The sequence below is a fragment of the Pseudomonas sp. GW822-FHT04C11 genome (assembly GCF_058800905.1).
In genome coordinates, this window is the sequence record NZ_JBXAMS010000001.1 from 42,355 (window position 1) to 67,015 (window position 24,661).

The 24,661-nt window shown below is 59.4% G+C and carries 19 protein-coding genes and 1 pseudogene; 8 read left to right on the forward strand and 12 right to left on the reverse strand.

Annotation, left to right across the window (positions count from 1 at the left end; genetic code table 11):
• Positions 1-56: 56 nt before the first annotated feature.
• On the reverse strand, positions 57-512 hold the full coding sequence (locus AC1RJ3_RS00250) for a tRNA (cytidine(34)-2'-O)-methyltransferase (RefSeq protein WP_054595166.1): 456 nt from the start codon (positions 510-512) through the stop codon (positions 57-59).
• On the opposite strand from AC1RJ3_RS00250, the gene AC1RJ3_RS00255 reads away from it, so the two are divergent.
• Complete coding sequence (locus AC1RJ3_RS00255; RefSeq protein WP_103320401.1) at positions 511-951, forward strand: hypothetical protein; 441 nt, start codon at positions 511-513, stop codon at positions 949-951. The genes AC1RJ3_RS00250 and AC1RJ3_RS00255 overlap by 2 nt on opposite strands.
• Before the next feature lie 476 nt (positions 952-1,427).
• On the opposite strand, the gene ntrC is transcribed toward AC1RJ3_RS00255, so the two are convergent.
• From ntrC to glnA, 6 genes are all read right to left on the reverse strand, one after another.
• On the reverse strand, positions 1,428-2,864 hold the full coding sequence (gene ntrC / locus AC1RJ3_RS00260) for a nitrogen regulation protein NR(I) (protein WP_054595168.1): 1,437 nt from the start codon (positions 2,862-2,864) through the stop codon (positions 1,428-1,430).
• On the reverse strand, positions 2,861-3,946 hold the full coding sequence (glnL, locus tag AC1RJ3_RS00265) for a nitrogen regulation protein NR(II) (RefSeq protein WP_054595169.1): 1,086 nt from the start codon (positions 3,944-3,946) through the stop codon (positions 2,861-2,863). Before glnL ends, ntrC begins: the two co-directional genes overlap by 4 nt.
• A gap of 251 nt (positions 3,947-4,197) precedes the next feature.
• On the reverse strand, positions 4,198-4,824 hold the full coding sequence (locus AC1RJ3_RS00270; protein ID WP_493076902.1) for a DUF4124 domain-containing protein: 627 nt from the start codon (positions 4,822-4,824) through the stop codon (positions 4,198-4,200).
• The gene (locus AC1RJ3_RS00275; RefSeq protein ID WP_493076904.1) at positions 4,821-5,327 is read right to left on the reverse strand and encodes a DUF4124 domain-containing protein; all 507 of its coding nucleotides are present in this window, start codon (positions 5,325-5,327) and stop codon (positions 4,821-4,823) included. Before AC1RJ3_RS00275 ends, AC1RJ3_RS00270 begins: the two co-directional genes overlap by 4 nt.
• 116 nt (positions 5,328-5,443) lie before the next feature.
• Positions 5,444-6,022 (reverse strand): chorismate mutase, encoded by a 579-nt coding sequence (locus AC1RJ3_RS00280; protein WP_493076906.1) that lies wholly within the window; start codon positions 6,020-6,022, stop codon positions 5,444-5,446.
• Between the two features lie 135 nt (positions 6,023-6,157).
• Positions 6,158-7,564, reverse strand: coding sequence for a glutamate--ammonia ligase (glnA, locus tag AC1RJ3_RS00285; protein WP_019691316.1), 1,407 nt, complete (start codon positions 7,562-7,564; stop codon positions 6,158-6,160).
• Positions 7,565-7,894: 330 nt separating this feature from the next.
• Here glnA and thiI point away from each other — a divergent pair, with 330 nt between their 5' ends.
• Positions 7,895-9,349: a tRNA uracil 4-sulfurtransferase ThiI gene (gene thiI / locus AC1RJ3_RS00290; RefSeq protein ID WP_054595172.1), complete on the forward strand. Its 1,455-nt coding sequence runs from the start codon at positions 7,895-7,897 to the stop codon at positions 9,347-9,349.
• Between the two features lie 139 nt (positions 9,350-9,488).
• Positions 9,489-11,309, forward strand: coding sequence for a translational GTPase TypA (gene typA / locus AC1RJ3_RS00295; RefSeq protein ID WP_054595173.1), 1,821 nt, complete (start codon positions 9,489-9,491; stop codon positions 11,307-11,309).
• A 225-nt stretch (positions 11,310-11,534) separates the two neighbouring features.
• On the opposite strand, the gene AC1RJ3_RS00300 is transcribed toward typA, so the two are convergent.
• Positions 11,535-11,972, reverse strand: a complete 438-nt coding sequence (locus tag AC1RJ3_RS00300) for a YkgJ family cysteine cluster protein (RefSeq protein ID WP_019691319.1) — start codon at positions 11,970-11,972, stop codon at positions 11,535-11,537.
• Between the two features lie 253 nt (positions 11,973-12,225).
• On the opposite strand from AC1RJ3_RS00300, the gene AC1RJ3_RS00305 reads away from it, so the two are divergent.
• The 5 genes from AC1RJ3_RS00305 (at position 12,226) to AC1RJ3_RS00325 (ending at position 21,890) form a co-directional block, all read left to right on the forward strand.
• Positions 12,226-14,676, forward strand: coding sequence for a glycogen/starch/alpha-glucan phosphorylase (locus AC1RJ3_RS00305; protein WP_347928650.1), 2,451 nt, complete (start codon positions 12,226-12,228; stop codon positions 14,674-14,676).
• A 343-nt stretch (positions 14,677-15,019) separates the two neighbouring features.
• The gene (locus AC1RJ3_RS00310) at positions 15,020-18,613 is read left to right on the forward strand and encodes a DUF2339 domain-containing protein (protein ID WP_493076910.1); all 3,594 of its coding nucleotides are present in this window, start codon (positions 15,020-15,022) and stop codon (positions 18,611-18,613) included.
• Positions 18,610-19,974, forward strand: coding sequence for a DUF3999 domain-containing protein (locus tag AC1RJ3_RS00315; RefSeq protein WP_347928652.1), 1,365 nt, complete (start codon positions 18,610-18,612; stop codon positions 19,972-19,974). The genes AC1RJ3_RS00310 and AC1RJ3_RS00315 overlap by 4 nt, the downstream gene beginning before the upstream one ends.
• Before the next feature lie 299 nt (positions 19,975-20,273).
• Positions 20,274-21,284: a class 1 fructose-bisphosphatase gene (locus AC1RJ3_RS00320; protein WP_054595177.1), complete on the forward strand. Its 1,011-nt coding sequence runs from the start codon at positions 20,274-20,276 to the stop codon at positions 21,282-21,284.
• A gap of 3 nt (positions 21,285-21,287) precedes the next feature.
• Positions 21,288-21,890 carry a DUF924 family protein gene (locus AC1RJ3_RS00325; RefSeq protein WP_347928653.1) on the forward strand — a complete coding sequence of 201 codons (603 nt, stop codon included), beginning with the start codon at positions 21,288-21,290 and terminating at the stop codon, positions 21,888-21,890.
• 14 nt (positions 21,891-21,904) lie between these two features.
• Here AC1RJ3_RS00325 and AC1RJ3_RS00330 read toward each other — a convergent pair whose 3' ends face one another.
• The 4 genes and pseudogenes from AC1RJ3_RS00330 to AC1RJ3_RS00345 form a co-directional block, all read right to left on the reverse strand.
• Positions 21,905-22,237: a type II toxin-antitoxin system RelE/ParE family toxin gene (locus AC1RJ3_RS00330; protein WP_103320421.1), complete on the reverse strand. Its 333-nt coding sequence runs from the start codon at positions 22,235-22,237 to the stop codon at positions 21,905-21,907.
• Entirely contained in the window at positions 22,234-22,506 is a 273-nt protein-coding gene (locus AC1RJ3_RS00335) for a type II toxin-antitoxin system Phd/YefM family antitoxin (RefSeq protein WP_103320423.1), read from the reverse strand. Before AC1RJ3_RS00335 ends, AC1RJ3_RS00330 begins: the two co-directional genes overlap by 4 nt.
• Positions 22,507-22,605: 99 nt before the next feature.
• A complete protein-coding gene (locus AC1RJ3_RS00340) occupies positions 22,606-23,370 on the reverse strand; it encodes a methyl-accepting chemotaxis protein (protein WP_371917725.1) in 765 nt (254 codons plus the stop codon).
• 93 nt (positions 23,371-23,463) lie between these two features.
• A pseudogene (locus AC1RJ3_RS00345) lies at positions 23,464-24,498 on the reverse strand (HAMP domain-containing protein); the annotation flags it as partial.
• Positions 24,499-24,661 lie beyond the last annotated feature (163 nt).

Genomic DNA, 24,661 nt, shown 5'->3' on the forward strand with positions numbered 1-24,661 from the left:
CGCCGTAACAGGCGCTTTTTTTATGGTTGTCGAGTCGTAGCAGCTGCCGAGTGGGGTTATTTGAAGCCTAGCTGGCGCCAGCCTTCGTACACGGCCACCGCCACGGTGTTGGACAGATTCAGGCTGCGGCACCCTTCGCGCATCGGCAGGCGCAGGCGCTGTTCGGCAGGCAGGGCGTCCAGCACCTCGGCTGGCAGGCCACGGCTTTCCGGTCCGAACAGGAAGGCATCACCCTCGGCGAAGCTGGCGTCGTGGAACAGCCGGGAGCCCTTGGTGGTGAAGGCGAACACGCGCGGATGACCAAGACTTTCCAGGCAGCTTGGGAGATCAGCATGGCGCTGCAAAGTGGCATACTCGTGGTAATCGAGGCCGGCCCGGCGCAGGCGCTTGTCGTCCATCTCGAAGCCCAGCGGTTCGATCAAATGCAGGTGGCAGCCACTGTTGGCGCACAGCCTGATAACGTTGCCGGTATTCGGCGGAATTTCTGGTTGAAAAAGGATGACGTGAAACATGCACGGCTCCGAAGGTAAAGATGGACGGCATTCTACGCCTGAAGAGGACCCGAGACCGAAGCTATTCCCTCGGGTGATGGCCTCATTGGCGATTGTCGGCGTCATGGTCGGGATGATGATCGGTCGCCTGACCGAGCCGGACCCTACTGTATTACAGCAGGTTGAGGTCGAACCGGATGGTTTGGTGGTGTGGTTCAACAATGAACCGAAGACCCACGGCGAGTTCATCGACGGTAGCGTCGCGTTGCTGTTCGAGGCTGAGGGCAAGGCGCAAAACGGCCAGTTGAAGCTCAACGGCAAGGACGTGAACTGGCGGGTGCGATTGAGTGATAAGGGCTTGTTGCTGACGCTGGTGGCGGCCCGCCCCTTGAAGGGGGAGTGGGCCGGTAGCGAGGTCAATGACCGCTGGCGGTTGGAGGTCCATCTCCAGGAGCAATAAAAGAGGGAATCCCCGGCCTGCCTGTACCAAGGTTCCCCAAAACGGGAGGGGTTCGTCGCGGTCTGCGTGATGAACCCGGATGTAAAGAGGGGAATCCCCGGCCTGCCTGTACCAAGGCCCCCGAAACTGGGTAGTGAATCGAATCACTGATTGGACCATTGCAGGGGGCGTGCCAGGTTTTTATAGGTAGCAACAAAAAGCCCGCATGAAGCGCTGAAAGCCCCGTATTCCGGGGCTTTGTGTTTTTTGTGCAATGGTTTTTCGTGTTGCTGGAGGCGGGATTTTGCTTGCCGTGGAGTGCGCGATTGCGGTTCACGGTGCATTGAGGCGGTGCACGCAGCCTCTAAAAGCATCGCGGGCAAGCCTTGCTCCTACAGGTTCGGGGTTGAATCATCGATGTGTGATTCACCACAAAACGGTAGGAGCAAGGCTTGCCCGCGATTGGATCTGCAGATCAGCGAAGATCTATAGGCGGCTTAACCCTCATCCCCTTCATCGTCATCGCCGCTATCGACCTTCATCCCCAGTTCCTTGATCTTGCGGGTCAAGGTGTTGCGGCCCCAGCCCAGTAATACGGCAGCGTCGCGACGGCGTCCGGCGGTGTGTTTGAGGGCGGTTTCGATCATGATCCGCTCGAAGCTCGGTACGGCGCTGTCGAGCAGGCTCGACTGACCACGCGCCAACGCCTGATCGGCCCACTGACGCAGCGCTTGCTCCCAGTTGGTCACCGGTGCCGAATCCTGCGGCAAGCTCAGCAGCTCTGGCGGCAGGTCACTGATGTGCACTTCGCGGCCCGACGCCATCACCGTGATCCAGCGGCAGGTGTTTTCCAGCTGCCGTACGTTGCCTGGCCATGGCAGGTTCTTCAGGTATTCCTCGGTTTCGCTTTTCAGCAGCTTCGGCTCCACCGCCAGTTCTTGTGCGGCGCGGGCGAGGAAATGCTTGGCCAGGGTCGGAATGTCTTCGCGACGGTCTGACAGGCGCGGAATGTGGATACGGATCACGTTCAGGCGGTGGAACAGGTCTTCACGGAATTTCCCGGCGTGCACCAGGGTTTCCAGGTTCTGGTGGGTCGCGGCAATGATGCGCACATCGACCTTGACCGGCACATGACCGCCGACGCGATAGAACTCGCCATCGGCCAGTACCCGCAGCAAGCGCGTCTGGGTGTCGGCCGGCATGTCGCCGATTTCATCGAGGAACAGTGTGCCGCCATCCGCTTGTTCAAACCGTCCGCGCCGCAGGTTGGCCGCACCGGTGAACGCGCCTTTTTCGTGACCAAACAGCTCGGACTCCATCAGGTCCTTGGGGATTGCCGCCATGTTCAGCGCAATAAACGGCGACGCCGCGCGCGGGCTGTGGCGGTGCAGGGCGTGGGCCACCAGTTCTTTACCGGTACCGGATTCGCCGTTGATCAGCACGGTGATGTTGGAGTGGCTCAAACGCCCAATGGCGCGAAACACTTCCTGCATCGCCGGCGCTTCACCGATGATTTCCGGGGTGCGGGCCAGGATTGGCGCCACTTCCAGGCCTTGCTGTTCCTGGGCATGCTGGTTGGCGCGCTTGACCAGCGACACTGCTTCATCGACGTCGAACGGCTTGGGCAGGTACTCGAACGCACCGCCCTGATAGGACGCGACAGCGCTGTCCAGGTCGGAGTGCGCGGTCATGATGATCACTGGCAACCTTGGGTGTTGCTCGCGAATCCGTGCCAGCAGGTCCAGGCCGCTGGTGCCGGGCATGCGGATGTCGGAGATGATCACGTCCGGTTGTTGGCGCGCCAGGCGGCTCATCACGCCATCGGCGCTGTCGAAGCTTTGCGTGGTCATGCCTTCCTGTTGCAAGGCTTTTTCCAGGACCCAACGGATAGAACGGTCGTCATCGACGATCCACACGGTTTCACTACGGCTCATGTCGATGTGGCTCCTTGTTCCAGTGGCAGAAAGATCGAGAATGTGGTGTGGCCTGGATGGCTGTCACATTCGATCAGGCCCTGGTGCTGGCTGATGATGTTCTGGGTAATGGCCAGGCCGAGCCCGGTACCGTCCGGGCGGCCGCTGACCATGGGGAAGAAGATGGTTTCCTGCAGGTCTGCCGGAATCCCCGGGCCGTTGTCGATGATCTCGAGCTTGGTCACCAGGCGATGGCGCACGTGGCCGATGGTGAACTGGCGCATGGCACGCGAGCGCAGGGTAATGCGGCCCAGGCGCAACTCGTTCTGGGTGCTGATGGCCTGCATCGCATTACGCACGATATTCAGCACGGCCTGAATCATTTGCTCGCGGTCGATCAACACGTCCGGAATGCTTGGGTCGTAGTCGCGCACCAAAGTGATGCAACCTTGGCTTTCGGCTTCCACCAGATGACAGACGCGCTCCAGCACTTCGTGGACGTTGCACAGGGCGAGCGACGGCAGTTTGTTCGAGCCGAGCATGCGATCAACCAGATTACGCAGGCGATCTGCTTCCTCGATGATGACGTTGGTGTAGTCCTTGAGGCTTTCTTCCGGCAGCTCGCGGGCCAGCAACTGAGCGGCGCCGCGAATCCCGCCGAGCGGGTTCTTGATCTCGTGAGCGAGGCCGCGCACCAGCATCTTGCTGGTTTCCTGCTTGGAGAGCTGCGCTTCTTCTTTGGTGATGCGCAGCAAGCGATCCCGCGGGTGGACTTCGAGCAGCAGCAGCGTGTCGCCGTTGCTAAGGATCGGCGTCACCGCATAGTCGACGGTCAGGGTCTGGCCGGTCAGCGCGGTGAGCATCGCTTCGCGCTTGGTAAACGGGTGCGCTTGTTCGACCGCCTGGCGCAGAGAGTTAAGGGCTTCGGTCGACTCGGTGAACAGCTCGCTGATGAATTGCCCATGGCTGCGCTGGCCGCTGATGGCCAGGAGCATTTCCGCCGCGGGGTTCATGTACTCAAGGCGCAGGTCGGCGTTGAGCAGAATGGTGGCGGTCGTCAGGTTGTCGAGTAGCAAGCGGTGCAGTGCGTCGCTGATGGTCATTAGGACCTCTTTTGGAGCGTGGCGGCTCAGGCGGGGCTGAATCGCGCGCGTGAACTGGGCGCTGATACGAGGAAAATGCAAAAACCAAACCAAGGCTCCGAAAAGAAGCGTTCAGGCCCTGAAACAGGCGTTTTAAGCGCGATTGCGTGGCGTTCTGCCGGCCTTTGCGGGTATTTTCGAACCAAAATGGGTTGGAATATGGGTAGGGTGCAGCCGAATGCACCAATATAGTGCGTAAACCTGAACAAGGTTCAGAAGAAAGAAAAAATCCCGACTTTTTCTTCTTCTGGCTTATCCGCGAGCGGACATTCCGGGCGTTGGCCGTAATCGGTCAGGGTGCAGGGCTTGATCTGGCGCTTCTGCGCCAGGGAGATACGCAGCATATGGAATGGCTGATTGGCTGTGCGTTCGACAATCCGCCCGTGTTCGTCGAGGATTTCCACTGCCAGTTGATGGGGGCCGCGATCAATATTGCTCAAGGCGAACACCGGGCTGGGGCCGGGATCGGCAGTCGGTTGGCCGTCCAGTAACAACCGATAGCGATGGCCGCGTTGCAAGGTGGGTTCGTTGGTGACACTGACGATCACTTCCCCCGCGCTGCTGCGCACCGAAGCGTCCGGTTCCGGTACGAGTACGCGAAGCATGTCGTAGTGAAACAGTGGTTTTTCCTCAGGCTTCTTGGGGGCTGCTTGCGATATTGCCCCGCCGGGATTGGCCGACATGCGATTACCTGGCGCCAGTGTGACTCGCTTGGCGTTTCCGGGGCGGGGTTGATCGGTGAAGACCCGATTGCCTTGGGCGTCGATGTAGGTATAGACCTCGGCCTGCGCCGGCACAGCGATCAGCCACAGGCACAGGGTGATTATCCAGCACCTCACGGGAGGTGTACCCGCTGCACGGTGAAGGTGAGAGTCGGGCTTTGCTGCACCAGGCTTTCTCCGGCGAGCACCTGCACCGCGAGATGGTGTTCGCCGCGATCGATGTTCACCAGTTGCAAGCGCGGCACGTTGCTTGGCTCGCCGTAGGGTTGGTCGTCCAGCAGCAATCTAAATACATGTGATCCTTGCAGTCGTGGCTGAATCTGCACGCCGACGGTGAAGGTGCCGTTATTGGCGCGCAGGGCTTCATCGCTGGGCAGATCGGTCAGTTCCAGCACTGAATACACGGCGTTTTTGTCTGCGTGCGAGGGTGGTTGTTCGGGCGTCATCGGTGGTTGGTGTTCGATGCTGTTGAGTGGCGGCAACTCGACGGCCTGGCTCTTCACGCCATCGGGCGGCTGATTGCTGTAGGCGGTATTGCCGCTGGCGTCGGTGTAGCGGTAGATCTGCGCGGGGGCGGGCAGGGCGATCAGCAACAAGATGAACAGAAAACCACGACCCATGAAAAACGCCCAATAATCGATAACGTTGGTTTGCAGCATAGGCCAGGGTTAAGTGTTGGCCCAATTCACTAACACCCTGACACGAAAGATCAATAAATCTCGCTCAAATGCGGCTCCTACGGATGGGCGCCGCACAATTCGGCAGTGGCGCGTACCAGCGCAAGCTCACGCAGCGGCACTTGGGTCGCGGCTTTATTGGCTTTGGCCAGCCATGACGGGCAGTGCGGATCATTGCGATACGGGGTGAAATCGGCCAATTGCTGCAGCAGGCGTGTTTGCAGCAGGTCGAGTTGCGGGCGGATCAGGCCAACGAGGTCGGGGCGAGGGTCGTTGGGCGCTTTGCCTTGTGCGTGCCAGTCGGACAAATGCGCGTACTGCACTAACTTGTTGGCTTCGATCTGCGCCGAGAAGAACTGCTCAACGGCTTCATTGCTCAATTTATAGTAGGGCGCTTCGGCAATAGCATCGGCAATGACTTCACGTTCACGCTGACGGTCCTCGACAGGCTTGCCGCTGTCCCACTTGCTCAGCGCGACCTTGTCAGCAATCACCAGTCGCTCCTGAATGGTGCTGAGCAGCGGGGCGAGGGCCGCGGGTGCCGGGGTTGGAGCTGGAGCATGAGTGGCAGTGGTGGCAGCGCAGGCAGTGTTGGCGAGCAGGACGGTGAACAGTGCAAGGCTCAAGCGTAGGTACATGGGACGTCTCTTCTTCATTCCGTGGAAGGGCATGATGCCTATAACAGTAGGCCTGATAATAAGTGTTCGCCCACAAAAAAGGCCTCCCGAAGGAGGCCTCTTTTTTGTTACGCCGCTTGCGCGGGCGTTACTGGATCAGCAGCTGTAGTACAGCTCGTATTCCAGTGGGTGTACGAAGGTGCGTACTTTGATTTCTTCTTCGCTTTTCAGGGCGATGTAAGCGTCGATGAAGTCGTCGCTGAAAACGCCGCCTTTGGTCAGGAACGCACGACCTTTGTCCAGCTCTTCCAGGGCTTCTTTCAGGCTGCCGCAAACTTGTGGGATCTCTTTCGCCTCTTCAGGCGGCAGGTCGTACAGGTTTTTGTCAGCCGCATCGCCTGGGTGGATCTTGTTCTGGATGCCGTCCAGGCCAGCCATCAACAGTGCAGCGAAGCCCAGGTATGGGTTGGCTGCCGGATCCGGGAAGCGTGCTTCGATACGGCGAGCGCGAGGACTCGACACGTAAGGAATACGGATAGAAGCGGAACGGTTGCGAGCCGAGTAAGCCAGCATTACTGGAGCTTCGAAGCCTGGGACCAGACGCTTGTAGGAGTTGGTCGACGGGTTGGTGAAGCCGTTCAGGGCCTTACCGTGCTTGATGATGCCGCCGATGAAGTACAGGGCGGTGTCGGACAGGCCGGCATAACCTTCGCCAGCGAAGGTGTTCTTGCCATCTTTGGCGATGGACAGGTGAACGTGCATACCCGAACCGTTGTCGCCGTACAGCGGCTTAGGCATGAAGGTCGCGGTGCGGCCGTATGCATCGGCAACGTTGTGTACGCAGTACTTCAGGGTCTGAACTTCGTCAGCCTTGGCGACCAGGGTGTTGAACTTCACACCGATTTCGTTCTGGCCGGCAGTCGCCACTTCGTGGTGGTGAACTTCGATGACCAGGCCCATTTCTTCCATGGCGTTGCACATGGAGGTACGGATTTCGTGGTCATGGTCGAACGGCGGAACCGGGAAGTAGCCGCCTTTGACGCCTGGACGGTGGCCTTTGTTGCCGCCTTCCACGTCCTGGTCGGACATCCACGAACCTTGTTCGGAGTAGATCTTGAACATCGAGCCGGAGATGTCGGACTTGAACTTCACTTCGTCGAAGATGAAGAACTCAGGCTCTGGACCGACGAAAACGGTGTCGCCGATACCGGTGGACTTCAGGTATTCCTCGGCGCGCTTGGCGATGGCACGTGGGTCACGGTCATAGCCTTGCATGGTCGAAGGCTCGATCACGTCGCAAACCAGGATCAGGGTCGGCTCTTCGGTGAACGGGTCCAGAACGGCAGTGGTGTCGTCCGGCATCAGGATCATGTCGGAAGCTTCGATGCCTTTCCAGCCAGCAATGGAGGAACCGTCGAACATTTTGCCTTCTTCGAAGAAAGCTTCATCCAGCGCATCGCGAGCCGGCATGGTCACGTGGTGCTGAGTGCCTTTTGTGTCCGTGAAGCGCAGATCAATCCACTTGACGTCATGATCTTTGATGAGTTGAACCGACTTCGACATAGTGTCCTCCGGGTGGCTTCGGGCTTAGTAATGGATGCCCTTAGAATGTGGGTGATGCCGGCGCGAATACTCTGCCTTGGCAACCTGCCTCACAAGGGAGCAAATTGCATGCCAGTGCCCCGACTTGGGTTTATTGCCCCAATATCACGCTTATAAAGGTGTAACGCGCTTTAAAACAGGAAATCTCGCCCCTTAATGTAGCGTTCAATTTCAAAAATGACCTGTTTTGGTGCATTGAAAACCATCTGCACATTAACTGGTTAAACCTTGAGCAATTTCCGCTATAATCCGCGCCCCCCTTTTTCGGCTGGCCCTGCGCGCGCTGTTTTCATGAAACTAATCGTAAAAGTCTTCCCCGAGATCACCATCAAGAGCCGCCCGGTACGGACGCGTTTCATCCGTCAATTGGCCAAGAACATCCGTGCTGTGCTCCGCGACCTGGACCCGGCCGTGGTGGTGAACGGCGTGTGGGACAACCTCGAGCTGGAAACGCACGTCAGTGACCCCAAGGCCTTGAAGGACATGACCGAGCGCCTGAGCTGCATGCCGGGCATCGCGCATTTCCTGCAGGTCGACGAGTACCCGCTGGGCGACTTCGACGACATCGTTGCCAAGTGCAAGCAGCACTATGGTGATTCGCTGGCCGGGAAGATCTTTTCGGTGCGCTGCAAGCGTGCCGGCAAGCACGAATTCAGCTCGATGGACGTCGAGAAATACGTCGGCAGCCAGCTGCGTCGTCAGTGCGGCGCCGCCGGGATTTCGCTTAAACAGCCTGAAATCGAAGTTCGCATCGAAATTCGCGACAAACGGTTGTTCGTGATTCACAGCCAGCACAACAGCATCGGCGGCTACCCGCTCGGCGCGCTGGAACAGACCCTGGTGCTGATGTCCGGCGGTTTCGATTCCACCGTCGCGGCTTACCAGATCATGCGCCGCGGGCTGATGGCCCACTTCTGCTTCTTCAATCTCGGCGGGCGTGCCCACGAATTGGGCGTAATGGAAGTCGCGCATTTCATCTGGAAGAAGTACGGCAGCTCCCAGCGCGTGTTATTTGTCAGTGTGCCGTTCGAGGAAGTGCTGGGAGAAATTCTCGGCAAAGTCGATAACAGTCATATGGGCGTAGTATTGAAGCGTATGATGTTGCGCGCTGCGTCCCGGATCGCTGATCGACTGGACATCGAGGCGCTGGTCACCGGCGAAGCGATTTCCCAGGTTTCCAGCCAGACGCTGCCGAACCTGTCCGTGATCGACTGCGTGACCGACAAGCTGGTGTTGCGTCCGCTGATCGCCAGTCACAAGCAGGACATCATCGACCTGGCCAACGAAATCGGCACCGCCGATTTCGCCAAGCACATGCCGGAGTACTGCGGGGTCATTTCGGTGAACCCCAAGACCCACGCCAAGCGTCCGCGCGTGGAGCATGAAGAGAAAGAATTCGATATGGCAGTGCTCGAGCGTGCGCTCGAGAACGCCAAGCTGGTGCCGATCGATCGGGTGATCGACGAATTGGGCCAGGATGTGCAGGTTGAAGAAGTCAGTGAGGCGCTGGCCGGTCAGATCATCATCGACATCCGTCACCCGGATGCCGCCGAAGACGACCCGCTGGAGCTTGCTGGCATCGAGGTACAAGCGATGCCGTTTTATGCTCTGAACGCTCGTTTCAAGGAACTGGACCCTACTCGCCAGTACCTGCTGTATTGCGACAAAGGCGTGATGAGTCGCCTGCATGCCCACCATTTGCTCAGTGAGGGGCATGCCAATGTGCGCGTTTATCGACCGAGCTAAGAGCCCGGGGCTGTTTGCCTGTGGCCTGCGTCACCGGCCCCCCGACGCCGCCGTCAAGCTGTAACGGCAAGGCCTGACTCTACTGTAAATCGCTGCCAAGACTTGTCAGCACACCGAATCCTCTGATCGAGATACACAAGTGATCGAAAATCTACGCAACATCGCCATCATTGCTCACGTTGACCATGGTAAGACCACCCTGGTAGACAAGCTCTTGCGTCAATCCGGCACCCTGGAGCGCAACGAGCTCAACGACGAGCGCGTGATGGACTCCAACGACCAGGAGAAAGAGCGCGGTATTACCATTCTGGCGAAAAACACCGCCATCAACTGGAACGGCTACCACATCAACATCGTGGACACCCCGGGCCACGCCGACTTCGGCGGTGAAGTTGAACGCGTAATGTCGATGGTTGACTCCGTTCTGCTGCTGGTTGACGCTCAAGACGGCCCTATGCCGCAAACCCGTTTCGTGACCAAGAAGGCCTTCGAAGCCGGCCTGCGTCCGATCGTGTGCATCAACAAGGTTGACCGTCCAGGCGCACGTCCGGACTGGGTTCTGGACCAGATCTTCGACCTGTTCGACAACCTGGGTGCTACCGAAGAACAGCTGGACTTCCAAGTCGTCTACGCTTCGGCCCTGAACGGTATTGCCGGTCTGGACCACACCGACATGGCTGAAGACATGACCCCGCTGTACCAGGCGATTGTTGACCACGTTCCAGCTCCAAAAGTTGACCGTGACGGTCCATTCCAGATGCAAATCTCGGCACTGGACTACAACAGCTTCCTGGGTGTTATCGGCGTTGGCCGTATCGCTCGTGGTCGCGTCAAGCCGAACACTCCGGTCGTGGCTATCGGCGCCGACGGCAAGAAGCGTAACGGTCGTATCCTGAAGCTGATGGGTCACCACGGTCTGCACCGTATCGACGTTGAAGAAGCTGCGGCAGGCGACATCGTGTGCATCAGCGGTATGGACTCGCTGTTCATCTCCGACACCCTGTGCCACCCGGACACTGTCGAGGCGATGAAGCCTCTGACCGTTGACGAGCCAACCGTTTCCATGACCTTCCAGGTAAACGACTCGCCTTTCTGCGGTAAAGAAGGCAAGTTCGTGACTTCCCGTAACATCAAGGAACGTCTGGACAAAGAGCTGCTGTACAACGTTGCACTGCGCGTTGAAGAAGGCGACTCGGCTGACAAGTTCAAGGTTTCCGGCCGTGGTGAGCTGCACCTCTCGGTACTGATCGAAACCATGCGTCGCGAAGGCTTCGAAATGGGCGTTGGTCGTCCGGAAGTGATCATCCGTCAGGTTGACGGCGTGAAGCAGGAACCGTTCGAAAACGTCACCATCGACACCCCTGAAGAATCCCAGGGCAAGGTCATGGAAGAGATGGGCCTGCGTAAAGGCGACCTGACCAACATGGTGCCGGATGGCAAAGGCCGTGTTCGTCTGGAATACAACATCCCTGCTCGCGGTCTGATCGGTTTCCGTAACCAGTTCCTGACCCTGACCAACGGTGCTGGCATCCTGACCTCGATCTTCGATCGCTACGACACCATGAAGTCCGGCGACATGTCCGGCCGTCAGAACGGTGTTCTGGTATCGGTAGAAACCGGCAAGGCGCTGACCTACTCCCTGGAAACCCTGCAGGCGCGTGGCAAGCTGTTCGTTGAACACGGTCAAGAGATCTACAACGGTCAGATCGTTGGTCTGAACAGCCGTGACAACGACATGGGCGTCAACCCAACCAAAGGCAAGAAGCTCGACAACATGCGTGCTTCGGGTAAAGACGAAACCATCGCCCTGGTTCCACCTGTTCGCTTCACCCTGGAACAGGCTCTGGAATTCATCCAGGACGACGAGCTGTGCGAAGTGACACCTAAGTCGATCCGCCTGCGTAAGAAGATCCTGGACGAAGGCGAGCGTACCCGCGCTGCCAAGAAAGCCAAGAACTGAGTTAACTCAGGCTGAATGAAAACGCCCCCGGTCGAAAGGCCGGGGGCGTTTTTGTTTGTCTGCCTGTAGCAGCTGTCGAGCCCGCGAGGCTGCGTTCGGCTGCGCAGCAGTCGTAGTCCGGTAAATATGGTGTATCTGATGCACTGCGGTGTTTGAATTCACGACTGCTTCGCAGCCGAACGCAGCCTCGCGGGCTCGGCAGCTGCTACGAAATAGTGGCTTTGATCAGAACTTGTCGAGGGTCCGCGGATTGCTCTCGCGCACGACTTCTTTCGGCTTGTACGCGCAATACCCAGGCCGCGGACCGATTTTCGGGTGGTTGCGGCAAGTATCCGGGCGCTTTTCATAAATAGTGCACAAACGGCTCTTACGATCCAGATACAGGCAATCGTTGTTGCTCATGCGTTGGAGCGTGAAGATCTCGGACTTCTGGTTGTAGCGCTCGACAATCCCTTCCTTCTGCAAGCGCTTGGCGATGTTCTTGGGCGGATCGCCCAGTTCGAATTCGTCAACGATGCCGATGCGGATCAGGTCTTTGATCTTGACCTCGACCGGCAGCGTGCAGCAGCTGGACACGCACGAGCCGCACATCGGGGCGGAGTACTTGGCCCAGGTATCGAGACGGTCGATCTCCGCGGCGGCGATCAGGTTCGGCTTCATCATGTGGAATTACCAGCGTGCATCAGGGCGCGCGATCATACCGGGACTGGTGATTTTTTGAACGACCATTTGCCGGTTTTTTTATGGCTACACTGAATTTTTCGAGGGATCGGCATGGCATCTGCATCTTTTCAGCGTGTATCGGCAAGGGGATAGGCTCGATTCAGGCGATTGAAAAAAACGCCGAACGAGTGCATTTATCTCATGTCAGACCGACTAGGCTCAGTCAATTTCATGCTCGTCCGAGGTCCTATCGATGACTCAAGAACCACTAGTTCGCGAAGCTGAAGTGGCCGCATTTCGCGACGCCGTCTTGACCAAACTTACCTATGCAGTGGGCAAGGATCCGGATCACGCCTTTGACCATGACTGGTTTGAAGCCATTGCCTTGGCGGCGCGCGATCACATGGTCGAGCACTGGATGGACCACACGCGGCAGATCTACCGCAAAGGCCAGAAGCGCGTTTACTACCTCTCGCTGGAATTCCTCATCGGCCGCCTGCTCTACGACAGCCTGAGCAACCTTGGCCTGCTCGACGTGGCTCGTGAAGCGCTGACCGAGCTGGGCGTCGACCTTGAACGCATACGCCTGCTGGAGCCGGACGCCGCACTGGGTAACGGCGGCCTCGGTCGCCTGGCAGCGTGTTTCATGGAAAGCATGTCGACGCTCGGCATCGCCGGCCATGGCTACGGTATTCGTTATGAACACGGGTTGTTCCGCCAGGCGGTTGTCGATGGCTGGCAGCAGGAGCAAACCGAAAACTGGCTGGATTTCGGCAACCCCTGGGAATTCGAGCGGCCGGAAGTGGCTTACCCGATCGGCTTTGGCGGCAGCGTTGAAACCGTGACCGATGAGACCGGCAGCTCCAAACAAGTCTGGTCGCCGGCGGAAACCGTTCGAGCGATTGCTTACGACACGCCAGTCGTCGGCTGGCGTGGCGCTAGCGTCAACACCTTGCGCCTCTGGCGTGCACGCGCCATGGAGGATTTGCACCTGGAGCGCTTCAACGCCGGCGACCACTTGGGTGCGGTGGCCGAAGTGGCCCGCGCGGAAAGCATCTCCCGCGTGCTCTATCCCGCCGACAGCACCGAGGCCGGTCAGGAACTGCGGCTGCGTCAGGAGTACTTCTTCGTCGCGGCGTCCTTGCAGGATCTGCTGCGCCGTCACCGCAATATGCACACCTCGGTGCTGACCCTGGGCGATCACGCAGCGATCCAGCTCAACGACACGCACCCCTCGATCGCCGTGGCCGAATTGATGCGGCAACTGGTCGATGTGTACGACGTGGCGTGGGACGCGGCCTGGCAGATCACCGTCGATACGCTTTCCTACACCAACCACACACTCTTGCCCGAAGCGCTGGAAACCTGGCCAGTCGGTTTGATGGAGCGGATGCTGCCACGGCACATGCAGATCATCTATTTGATCAACGCCCATCACATCGATTCGCTGCGCGCCAAAGGCATGCATGACTTTGACGTATTGCGCGCGGTGTCGCTGATCGAGGAAGACAACGGTCGCCGGGTGCGCATGGGCAACTTGGCGTTTCTGGGTTCCCACAGTGTCAATGGCGTGTCCGCCCTGCACACCCAGCTGATGCGCAGCACGGTGTTTTCCGAGCTGCACAAGCTGTATCCGGAGCGAATCAACAACAAGACCAACGGCATTACGTTCCGCCGCTGGCTCTATCAGGCCAACCCGGAACTGACCTCGATGATGGTCGATGCGCTGGGCCCGGATCTGTTGGATAACCCGGAACAGAAACTGATCGGCCTGGAGCCGTTTGCCGAGAAAGCGGCATTCCGCAACAAGTTCGCCGAGCAGCGCTTGCACAGTAAAAAAGCCTTGGCCTATCTGATTCATGAACGATTGGGGATCGCGGTCAATCCGGCGGCAATGTTCGACGTGCAGGTCAAACGGATTCACGAGTACAAGCGCCAGTTGCTCAACCTGATGCACACCGTGGCGCTGTATCAGGCGATCCGCGCCGAGCCGGAAGTCGATTGGGTGCCGCGGGTGAAGATCTTTGCCGGCAAAGCTGCCGCGAGTTATCACCAGGCCAAGCTGATCATCAAACTGACCAACGACATCGCCCGGGTGGTCAACAATGACCCGACCGTGCGCGGTTTACTGAAAGTGGTGTTCTTGCCCAACTACAACGTCAGCCTGGCGGAGAGCATCATTCCGGCGGCCGACCTGTCGGAGCAGATATCCACGGCTGGCTTTGAGGCTTCCGGTACCAGCAACATGAAGTTTGGCCTCAATGGCGCGCTGACCATCGGCACCCTGGACGGTGCCAACGTGGAAATGAGCGAGCGCATTGGCGTCGAGCACATGTTCATTTTCGGACTGACCGCGCAGCAGGTTGAGGCGCGCAAGCAGAATCACGAGTTCTATGCCGCACCGGACATCGCCGCCTCCCGTCGATTGGGGGATGTACTGCAAGCGATTCGTGGCGGTGTGTTCTCGCCCGATGAGCCGTCGCGTTACACCGGGTTGATCGATTCGTTGATCGAATATGACCGCTTCCTGGTCTGCGCCGACTTCGATTCCTACTGGAATGCCCAGGTGCGGGTTGAAGAGCATTGGCACGACTCGAAGGAGTGGTGGCGCTCGGCGGTGCTCAACAGCGCGCGCATGGGCTGGTTCTCGTCCGACCGGACCATCCGCGAGTACGCCACGGATATCTGGAAAGCGCTGGAGTAACTTTTAGCAATAATTGCGAGCAAGGCCCAGCGGTTGTAGGGCCGGATCGATATACTAGGCAGCAGTTTTACCGGGCCATGAGTGGCTCGGATCTGTCCGTCTGTGCGTTTGGTATCTGCCCTGTCAGGTTGGAACACCGTCCGTAGCAGCTGGCGTAGCCTGCGTTCGAGCGCGCAGCGGTCGTAAATGCCATACCTCGTTTCTGAAGAGAGACTGAGGTGTCTGGATTGCGACTGCTTCGCAGCCGAACGCAGGTTTCGCCAGCTGCTACGAAGAGCAGTGTTTTCAATGGTAGATATGCTCGGTTTCAACGGACTGTGGGAACCGCTTAGGGATATCGACCATGCAATGGATGTTCATGCTGATAGGGCTGGTGCTGGGCTGGGTGCTCGATGAGTCATTCAGTGATGCGCTGATTGGCGCGTTGATCGGCCTGGGTGCGGGGCAGGCGATTGTGCTCAGGCGCCTGAATTCACAAACGGACGAACAGCGTCGCCAACTGGAGCAGGCGCAGGTTGCCCTCGACGTGGTCGAGCAGCGGCTGGCGTTATTGGAAACCCGTGGCGTCCAGGCAGCTCCGGTCCCTGAGTCGACAACGGCCAGCGAGCCGACTATTTCTCCTGATATCGTCTTTGACCAAGCGCCCGAGCCTGGCCCGGCGCCGTTGTCTGCCGCGCAGGAACTGGTTTGGGAATTGCCGCCCGAATTCGAACCGGTACACGCGAGCATCACACCTGAGCCTGCTGATCTCTGGGCCCCGCAACCCAGCGAACCACCACAACCGGCCGAACCCCGTGGTCCGAATCTGATCGAGCGCGGTATTACCGCCGCACGCAATTGGCTGTTCGGTGGCAACACCGTACTGCGGGTCGGCGTGGTGCTGTTGTTCTTCGGTTTGGCGTTTTTGCTGCGCTACGCCACCGAAGGCATGGTGGTGCCAATTGAATTGCGTTACGCCGGGGTCGCTGCGGCCGCGTTGGCGTTGCTGGGCCTGGGTTGGTGGTTGCGACTGCGCAACACCAACTACGCGTTGATCCTGCAGGGGACCGGCATTGCCGTGCTGTACCTGACGGTGTTCGCCGCCATGCGCCTGCACCCGTTGCTCGACCCGACGGCGGCGTTGGGCTTGCTGGTGGCGGTGACGATCTTCTCGGCGATTCTGGCGATCACCCAGGACTCGCTCGCGCTGGCCTGCGCGGCGGCATTGGGCGGGTTCGCCGCGCCGATCCTGACCTCCACCGGTGCCGGCAACCATGTCGCGCTGTTCAGCTACTTCGCCTTGCTCAACACCGGCATCCTCGCCATTGCCTGGTTCAAGGCCTGGCGCCCGCTGAACCTGATTGGCTTCGCCGGCACCTTCGGCATCGGTTTCGCCTGGGGCGTGCGTTCCTATACGCCGGAACTGCTGTGGAGCACCGAGCCGTTCCTGATCCTGTTCTTCCTCATGTACCTGGCGATCGGCTTGTTGTTCACCCGCCGCAAACTGCTCGAGATGACTGACGCGCCGGAGGATGACAGCCGTGACGCGCTGTTGCGCTGGTCGGCGCGCAAGGGCGACTACGTCGACGGCACGATGCTCTTCGGTCCACCACTGGTGGGCTTTGGCATGCAGTTCGCGCTGATTCATCATTTTGAGTTCGCTGCCGCGTTCAGCGCGCTAGCGTTGGGCATCGTGTACATGGGCCTGGCGCGTTTTCTCAGCGGCGGTCGAGCCCTGCTGCTGGCGGAAACCTGCCTGGCGCTGGGGGTGATTTTCGCCAGCCTGGCGATCCCGCTGGGTCTCGATGCGCGCTGGACGGCGGCCGCCTGGGCGGTGGAGGGCGCGGGAATCTTCTGGCTTGGCTTGCGTCAGCATCGGCCGTTGGCGCGGGCTTTTGCCTTGCTGTTGCAGCTGGGTTCGGCGCTGGCGTTCCTCAGCAAACTGAGCCTGGGCGACAGCAGTCTGCTCGATGGTTCAGCGCTTGGTGCGCTGATGCTCGGCGTGGCGTTGCTGTTCAGTTTCTACCACTTGCGCAACGCTTCCCCTGAGCAAACCTCGGCCTGGGAACGCAAGGGCTTGCCGGTGTTGGCCTGTGCAGGACTGACGTTCCTTTATCTGTTGGCGCCGTTGTCCTTCTTCACCCACGGTACTGCGATCAGTTGGGCGCTGGCCGGTTTGGTGACGTTGTTTGTCGGCTTGCGCCTGCAATCGCGGACCTTCCTGTTTACGGCGTTTGGGGTGCAACTGCTGGGCGGTGTGTTGTTCCTGCTGCGGCTGCAAGGCGCCAGCGGTGAGGAGGCGGCGGTGTTCAGTGCTGGCTGGAGCGGTTTGCTCACCGCATCGTTGATTGGCCTGGCGTTGATCGGCGGAATGCTGTTCGCCGCTCGCGACGACATGGTGCGCAGTGACGCACGATTGCTGCGTGGGTTGTCGGTGGTGTTGCTGGCCGGGTTGGTGCTGATCAATCTGGCGGTGCTGTTCGTGTTGCCGTGGCAAACGGCGAGCGCGGTGTGGGCGGCCAGCGGTCTGTTGATCATCTGGCTGAGCCTGTACTTGCAGCAGCGGGTGAGTTTTGTCTTTGGCTTGTTGTTGCAGGTGATCGGCGGCGCGGCGTTCCTGATCGCTGGCCCCGAACTGCTCGGGCCGCTCGCCAGCGAAGGTCTGCGGCCACTGGGCCACAGCGGTTTCTGGACGCCGATGGTGCTCGGGCTGGCGGCGATGGTCGGTGCCTGGCGCTTGCAGCTTGGCAATCATGCCAGTGCGTTCGATGCCTTGAGTTTGCAGCGCTTGTCCGAGTTGCTGCTGGTGTGGGGCGCCGCCTGGTGGGCGCTGGCGCTGATCAGCGAAGTGCTGCGGTTTGCACCGCTGAACCTGCAAGCCACGCTGTTGCTGGGCCTCGCAGCGCTGAGCGTCGCAGTGTGGACGTTGTTGTCCCGACGACTGCAATGGCCGGCACTGGGCGTGCTCTGCACGTTGCTGATTCCAGCGGCGGCGCTGGTATTGGTCGCGGCCTGGTATTCGCGTTATCACCCTGCAGCGAATTTCGGCTGGCTGGCGTGGGCGATGGTGTTCGGGATGCATTTCATCTCGCTGCGGCGCCTGGCGCCGATGCTCCCCGCGCGAGTATTGAGCGCTGCTCACGTGGTGGGTTGCTGGCTGTTGATCGGCGTGTTGGCGCTGGAGCTGCGTTACGGCTTGCTGGTGTTGTCCGAGCAATACAACGCTTGGCGCTGGCTGGGTTGGGCGATCTTGCCGAGCCTGTATCTGGTGCTGATGGCCGCACCGCGCGCCTGGCCGTGGCCGGTATCGACGTATGCCCGCGAGTACCGCGTGTACGCCGCGCTACCGCTGGCGCTGTTGATGCTCGGCTGGTTCTGGCTGGCGAACATTGCCAGCGACGGCACCGCCGAACCGTTGCCTTATCTGCCGTTGCTCAACCCGTTGGACATCGGCCTGCTGTTTGCCTTGTTCGGCGTTTATATGTGGTCGCGCAGTGCAGTCAGCCAATTGGCGATTCGTGCCGATTACGCTGAGGGTGCCACGCAAGTCGTGGCCGGAGTCTCGCTGTTTGCCTTCTTCACCGCGCTGGTGATGCGCAGCGCTCACCATTGGGCTGGCGTGCCGTTTGAGTTGGATGCGTTGCTGGAGTCGATGCTGGTGCAGGCGGGCTTGTCGATCGTCTGGACCCTGATTGCCCTGAGCCTGATGATCGGCGGGCATTTGCGCCATCGTCGGGAAGTCTGGCTGGTCGGCGCAGGGTTGATTGCGCTGGTGGTCGCCAAACTGGTCTTTGTCGAACTGAGTAACCGTGGCGGTCTGGCGCGGATCGTGTCGTTTATCGGTGTGGGCGTGTTGCTGCTGGTGGTGGGCTATTTCGCACCGCTGCCGCCCAAACGCGCCGAACCAACGCCCGGGCCTGAGAAACCGGCCAATGAATCTGAAGGAGTGTCATCTTGAATCGGAAGTGGTCGCTGGGCGTTGTTGGACTCTGTGTGGCGTTGTCGGCCGCGGCTCAGGAAGCACCGGCAGACTTCACCACGCAGGTGCCGTTGAGCCTGAGCGGCGAGGGGCCGTGGTATCGCCTCGAATTGCCGCTGGCGGTGCAATTGAATGCGCGCCAGACCGATCTCAGCGACGTGCGGGTATTCAACGCAGCCGGTGAAGTGCAGGCCTATTCGCTGGCGCGGGAACAGGCGCAGAGTCGCGAAAGTCTGGTGGTGAATAACGTCAAGTGGTTCCCGATTTACGACTCGGCCTCTGCCAGCGAGGCGGTGCCAAGTGTGCGCGTGCAGTCGAATGCCAGCGGCACGCTGGTGGAGGTCCAGCCATCGAATCCGCTCAAGGCTGGCAAAGAAGTACTGCGCGGCTGGTTACTGGACGCCAGCGCGATCAAGGCGCCGTTGCAGCAGTTGATCCTCGACTGGAGCAGCGAGCGCGACGGCTTCCAGCGTTTCAGCATCGAAGCCAGTGATGATTTGCAGCATTGGCAGCCTTGGGGCGAAGGTCAGGTAGCGCGGCTGTCGTTTGCCGACGAACGCGTCGAACAGCATGACGTCGATTTGCCGGGGCAGAGCGCGCGTTATCTGCGCTTGCTGTGGAAAACCCCGCAAGCGGCGCCCGCGCTGACCTCGGCGCAACTGCAAAGCACCAGTTCCAGCTACCTGCCGCAGCCGTTGGTCTGGTCCGAGCCGTTGGCCGGCAGCAGCACCAGGGCCGGTGAATACACCTGGCAATTGCCGATGGGTTTGAGCGTGGAGCGCTTGCAGGTCGAGTTGAGCCAGGCCAACAGCCTGGCGCCGGTGACCCTGTCGGGACGTCGCGAAAGCAGTTTGCCGTGGCAGCCCTTGAGCAGTGGTTTGCTCTATCGGCTGACGCAAAATGGTCAGGACGTGGTGCAGAACCAATTGCAGCTGCCTGGCCATGTGGTGCAGCAGTTGAAACTGACCGTCGATGAGCGTGGCGGCGGCTTGGGCGCACAGGCTCCGACAGTGCGCTATGCCGTGCGCTCGACCCAAGTGGTGTTCCTCGCTCGCGGGGTGGGGCCGTACACACTGGCGCTGGGTAGCGCGACGGTTAAAGCGGCGAGTTTGCCGCTGTCGACGCTGATTCCCGATTACAGTCCCAAGCGTCTGGCAACGTTAGGCCAGGCCAAGGTCGATGGTGCGGCGGTGGTGACTTCGCCGGCGACAGCAGTGGTGCCGATTGTCCCGGGCATGAACTGGAAGAAGATCGGCTTGTGGGCGGTGCTCTTGCTAGGAGTGGCAGGCTTGGCAGGGATGGCGTTCAGTTTGCTGCGCAAGCCACCCGTCAAATCCTGAGGCTGGCGCAGTTTTCTCTTTTGTGGCGAGGGAGCTTGCTCCCGCCGGCCGGTCCGCGTTCGGGCGTAGCAGTCGTAAACCTACGGATGCGATCTATTTGAAGCGCCGCGCCGTATGGTTTTGGGGCCGCTTCGCGCCCCAGCGGGAGCAAGCTCCCTCGCCACAGTTATGTGCATTTGCAGCTACGCTCAACCTCGCGCATGAACTCTATTCAGTGAATCTCGTCTGATAAGAGGAATTGCGCACCGACTCGCGTTAAACTGCGCGGGTTTTTAGCCCCCATTCCTTCGGAGCCTTCCATGTCCCGCGTTACCTTGAGTCGCTATCTGATTGAGCAGACCCGTAGCAACAACACTCCTGCCGATCTGCGCTTTCTGATCGAAGTAGTGGCGCGTGCTTGCAAGGAAATCAGCCACGCCGTTTCCAAAGGCGCCCTGGGCGGCGTTCTGGGCAGCATGGGCACTGAAAACGTGCAAGGCGAAGTCCAGAAGAAACTCGACGTGATCTCCAACGAGATCCTGCTCGAAGCCAACGAATGGGGCGGTCACCTGGCCGGCATGGCGTCCGAAGAAATGGACAACGCCTACCAGATCCCGGGCAAATACCCGAAGGGCGCGTACCTGCTGGTATTCGACCCACTGGACGGTTCGTCGAACATCGATATCAACGCGCCGGTCGGTACTATCTTCTCCGTGCTGCGTTGCCCGAACGAATACCTGAGCCAGAACGAACCCTTGAACGAAAAGGCGTTCCTGCAGCCAGGCACCCAACAGGTAGCCGCCGGTTATGCCATCTACGGCCCGCAAACCATGCTGGTGCTGACCCTCGGTGATGGCGTGAAAGGCTTTACCCTGGACCGTGAAATGGGCAGTTTCGTACTGACCCATGAAGACATCAAGATCCCGTCCTCCACTCAGGAATTCGCGATCAACATGTCCAACCAGCGTCACTGGGAAGCGCCGGTACAACGCTACGTCGGCGAACTGCTGGCTGGCGAAGAAGGCCCGCTGAAAAAGAACTACAACATGCGCTGGGTCGCCGCGATGGTGGCCGACGTGCACCGCATCCTGACCCGTGGTGGCCTGTTCATGTACCCACGTGACAGCCGCGAGCCCTCCAAACCGGGCAAACTGCGCTTGATGTACGAAGCCAACCCGATGTCGTTCCTGGTTGAACAGGCCGGCGGCGCGTCCACTAACGGTCACCAGCGTATTCTCGACATCCAGCCTGAAGGCCTGCACCAGCGTGTAGCGGTGTTCCTGGGCTCGAAAGAAGAAGTCGAACGCGCCACGGCTTACCACAAGGAATAAACCATGACCGCGCCCTGGCAGCCGTTACTCGAATGGTGGTTCGGTTCAGCCGAAGCACCTAATGACGTAGCGGCTGACAAGGGCAAGTTATGGTTCGGTAAGCGTGACAGCCAGGACCTCGAAGCGCGCACGCGTTTCGGGGATCTGGTGGAACAGGCACTGGCCGGCGGATTGACCGAGTGGACGCAATGTCCCGAAGGTTGGCTGGCCCTGGTGTTATTGCTTGATCAGTTACCGCGGATGATCTTTCGCGAAACCCCCAAATCCTTTGCCGGCGACTTGAGAGCCCAGGCGCTGGTGGCGCAAGGTATTGCCGCGGATTTCGATCGGCAACTGCGGCCTATCCAGCGAGTGTTCATCTATCTGGTATTCGAGCATTGCGAGCATCTGGCGGTGCAAAACGAAGCCGTCTCACGTTTTGCCGACTTGCTGGCTGAGCAACCCGAGGCGGATCGTGCGGTGTTTGCCGATAACCTCGATTACGCCGAACGGCATCAGAAAATCATTGCCCGGTTTGGACGTTTTCCCCATCGCAATGCGATTCTTGGGCGGGAAAGTACGCCTGAAGAGATGGTATTTTTGAGTGGGCCCGGCGCACGGTTTTAACTACGGCATTGATCTCATGTGTTCACTTGCAGAAGTCGTTTCATCAACAGTGTCGGCAGATTTTTTCGTGTGTCGGCAATGATGTGGATGTAGACAGTCTTTTCCCTGACTTCATAAATGACCCGGTTCATCCCTGACAGGACTTGCCGATACTGGCTGATATTGAGTCTCTTGATTTCTTCCGGGATTGAGCCTGCATAAGGCTGTGTCGCCAAATGACGGATGGCTGCCTTCAAAGTGGCATAGGTGTTTTGCCATGTGTGGGCAGAGAACTGTTGGGTAAGGTAGCTGCGGAGCTCTTTGAGGTCTGTTTCTGCGGACTGAAGAATGACGACATTGAAGCTCATTGATGCTCGGCCTCGTCAAGCTCTGCGAAGACGTCCTCCGCACCCCGGAATTTTCCTTCCTCAATTTCACGATTGCCCATTGCCAGTAGCTTGAGAAGGGCCATTGTGTCTTCTTGCTCTTCGAAGCTTTTCACATCCATGACCACCAGTTTTGCTTCACCGTTTTGGGTGATAACCAAGGGTTCACGGCTTTCGGTGATCGTCTTGACGATTTCGGCAGTATGGCTTTTCAGGTAGCTGATGGGTTTGATTTGAGAGGAAAGCTTCATAAGATTGATCTCCTTCTGGTGAGCAGGACTGAGTTTAGTCTGAATTCAGTCCTGCGTCAGATTCACCAGACGGGCGCACTCAAAGTGCGCCGTTTGGTTTTAGATCCTGAAACTACCCACCAACTGCTTCAACCGCGCCGCTTGCTGCTCAAGATCGGCACAGGCGCGCAAGGTCGATTGCAGGTTTTCCACGCCTTCCTGGTTCAGGGTGTTGATCTCGGTGATGTCGACGTTGATCGATTCGACCACGGCGGTTTGCTCTTCGGTGGCGGTGGCCACCGACTGGTTCATGCCGTCGATTTCGCCGATGCGCTGGGTCACGCTGCCCAGGCGCTCACCGGCCTGGTTGGCGATGCCGACGCTGCTTTCGCTCTGGCGCTGACTGTCGGTCATGATGGCGACCGCCTCACGGGCGCCGACTTGCAGCTCTTCAATCATCTTCTGCACTTGCTGCGCCGAGTCCTGGGTGCGATGCGCGAGGTTGCGCACTTCGTCGGCAACCACGGCGAAACCACGTCCGGCCTCACCCGCGCGCGCCGCTTCGATCGCGGCGTTGAGAGCCAGCAGGTTGGTTTGCTGCGAGATGCTGGTGATGACTTCGAGAATCTGCCCGATATTCACCGTGTTGCTGTTCAGCGTTTCGATGTTGCCGCACGAGTCGCTGATTTTGGCCGACAGTTGCTGCATCGCCGCGATGGTCTTATCCACCACTTGCTGACCGTCTTCAGCCAGGCTGCGGGCGTCGCTGGAATGTTGCGAGGCGAGGGCGGCGTTCTGGGCGATTTCCTGGGCGGCGGCGCCCAGCTGGTTGATCGCCGCGGCCACACTGCTGGTGCGCGAGGCCTGCTGGTCGGAATTGAACATCGACGAGTTGGACGCGCTGACTACACGCAGGGCGACTTCGTTGACCTGGCCGGTGGCCGATGACACTTCGCGGATCGAAGTGTGAATACGCTCGACGAAGCGGTTGAACGAAGTGCCCAGCGCCCCGAATTCGTCCTGGCCATGAATGGTCAGGCGCTTGGTCAGGTCGCCTTCACCCTCGGCGATGTCATGCATGGCGCGACCCATGGTCAGCAACGGCTGCATCAGGACGCGGATCAGCATGCCGAGCAGCGTGATGATGATCACCACGGCAATCACCATGGCGATGATCGCCGAGGTGCGGAACTCACTGAGCATCGAGAATGCGGTGTCCTGGTCGAGCACCAGGGCCACGTACCAGTCAGCCGACGGCACGCCGTTGACGTGGGTGAACGAGATGAACTGCGTCTTGCCGTCCACCTCGACTTCCTTCATGCCGGGGCTGACCTTCGGCGCACCCGCGGGATAAGCCTCGGTGAGGCTTTTGAGCACCAGTTTGCTGTCCGGGTGAATGAGGATCTTGCCCTCGCTGCTGACGATGAATGCGTGGCCGTGGCCGCCGAAGTTCAGCGAGTTGATGATGGTGCTGATGCTGCTCAGGTCGATGTCTGCACCGGCGACGCCGATCATCTGGTTCTGATGCTGCACCGGGGTAGCGACGGTGATCACCAGCTTGCCTGAGGACGCAGCAATGTAGGGTTCGGTGACGATGGTCTGCTGTGCACTGTTGGCGGCTTTGTACCAGCCACGGGCACGAGGGTCGTAGTCCGCCGCGCGATTACCGGCCGGCACCGAGAACATCACGCCGTCGGCACCGCCGAAGTAGCTCAACTGAAAGTTGCTGGTGTACGCCGGCAGGCCGACCGCGCGTTTCAGGTTGTCCAGCGCCGGACCGTCGACGGCCACTTGCTGGGCCAGCGATTGCAGCAACTGGATGCGGCTTTCCAGCCAGGTCTGGATGTTGCTGGTGGTCAGGCTGCCGAGTTCCTGCATCGAGGACTCGGTGCTGTTGCGCAGGGTTTGGCGCTGACGGTAGTCGTTGAACAGAATGAAACAGGCGAACGCTACCGCGACCACAAGGGCAGCGGCGAGCAGGATCTTGTGGCTGAACTTCATGTTTCTGGTCATTAAAGGCGCTACCGCGGGAGGACTGATCAACGAGGAGCGTCAAATTGCCACAGGGCAGGCTTGGCGCTGCTTCTATGTCGACAGGGAAGCGCCAAAGATTAGGCGGGTTTGACGAAAACCGACGAAATACCGATCAGCGCAAAAAAATGCCTGATTTTGGTGC

Coding starts and splice junctions, on each gene's coding strand:
- AC1RJ3_RS00250 (WP_054595166.1), bottom strand. CDS start 512: ATGTTTCACGTCATCCTTTTTCAACCAGAAATTCCGCCGAATACCGGC.
- AC1RJ3_RS00280 (WP_493076906.1), bottom strand. CDS start 6,022: ATGTACCTACGCTTGAGCCTTGCACTGTTCACCGTCCTGCTCGCCAAC.
- AC1RJ3_RS00255 (WP_103320401.1), top strand. CDS start 511: ATGCACGGCTCCGAAGGTAAAGATGGACGGCATTCTACGCCTGAAGAG.
- glnL (WP_054595169.1), bottom strand. CDS start 3,946: ATGACCATCAGCGACGCACTGCACCGCTTGCTACTCGACAACCTGACG.
- AC1RJ3_RS00310 (WP_493076910.1), top strand. CDS start 15,020: ATGCAATGGATGTTCATGCTGATAGGGCTGGTGCTGGGCTGGGTGCTC.
- AC1RJ3_RS00275 (WP_493076904.1), bottom strand. CDS start 5,327: ATGGGTCGTGGTTTTCTGTTCATCTTGTTGCTGATCGCCCTGCCCGCC.
- AC1RJ3_RS00305 (WP_347928650.1), top strand. CDS start 12,226: ATGACTCAAGAACCACTAGTTCGCGAAGCTGAAGTGGCCGCATTTCGC.
- AC1RJ3_RS00300 (WP_019691319.1), bottom strand. CDS start 11,972: ATGATGAAGCCGAACCTGATCGCCGCCGCGGAGATCGACCGTCTCGAT.
- thiI (WP_054595172.1), top strand. CDS start 7,895: ATGAAACTAATCGTAAAAGTCTTCCCCGAGATCACCATCAAGAGCCGC.
- AC1RJ3_RS00320 (WP_054595177.1), top strand. CDS start 20,274: ATGTCCCGCGTTACCTTGAGTCGCTATCTGATTGAGCAGACCCGTAGC.
- AC1RJ3_RS00330 (WP_103320421.1), bottom strand. CDS start 22,237: ATGAGCTTCAATGTCGTCATTCTTCAGTCCGCAGAAACAGACCTCAAA.
- ntrC (WP_054595168.1), bottom strand. CDS start 2,864: ATGAGCCGTAGTGAAACCGTGTGGATCGTCGATGACGACCGTTCTATC.
- AC1RJ3_RS00340 (WP_371917725.1), bottom strand. CDS start 23,370: ATGTTCAATTCCGACCAGCAGGCCTCGCGCACCAGCAGTGTGGCCGCG.
- glnA (WP_019691316.1), bottom strand. CDS start 7,564: ATGTCGAAGTCGGTTCAACTCATCAAAGATCATGACGTCAAGTGGATT.
- AC1RJ3_RS00335 (WP_103320423.1), bottom strand. CDS start 22,506: ATGAAGCTTTCCTCTCAAATCAAACCCATCAGCTACCTGAAAAGCCAT.
- AC1RJ3_RS00325 (WP_347928653.1), top strand. CDS start 21,288: ATGACCGCGCCCTGGCAGCCGTTACTCGAATGGTGGTTCGGTTCAGCC.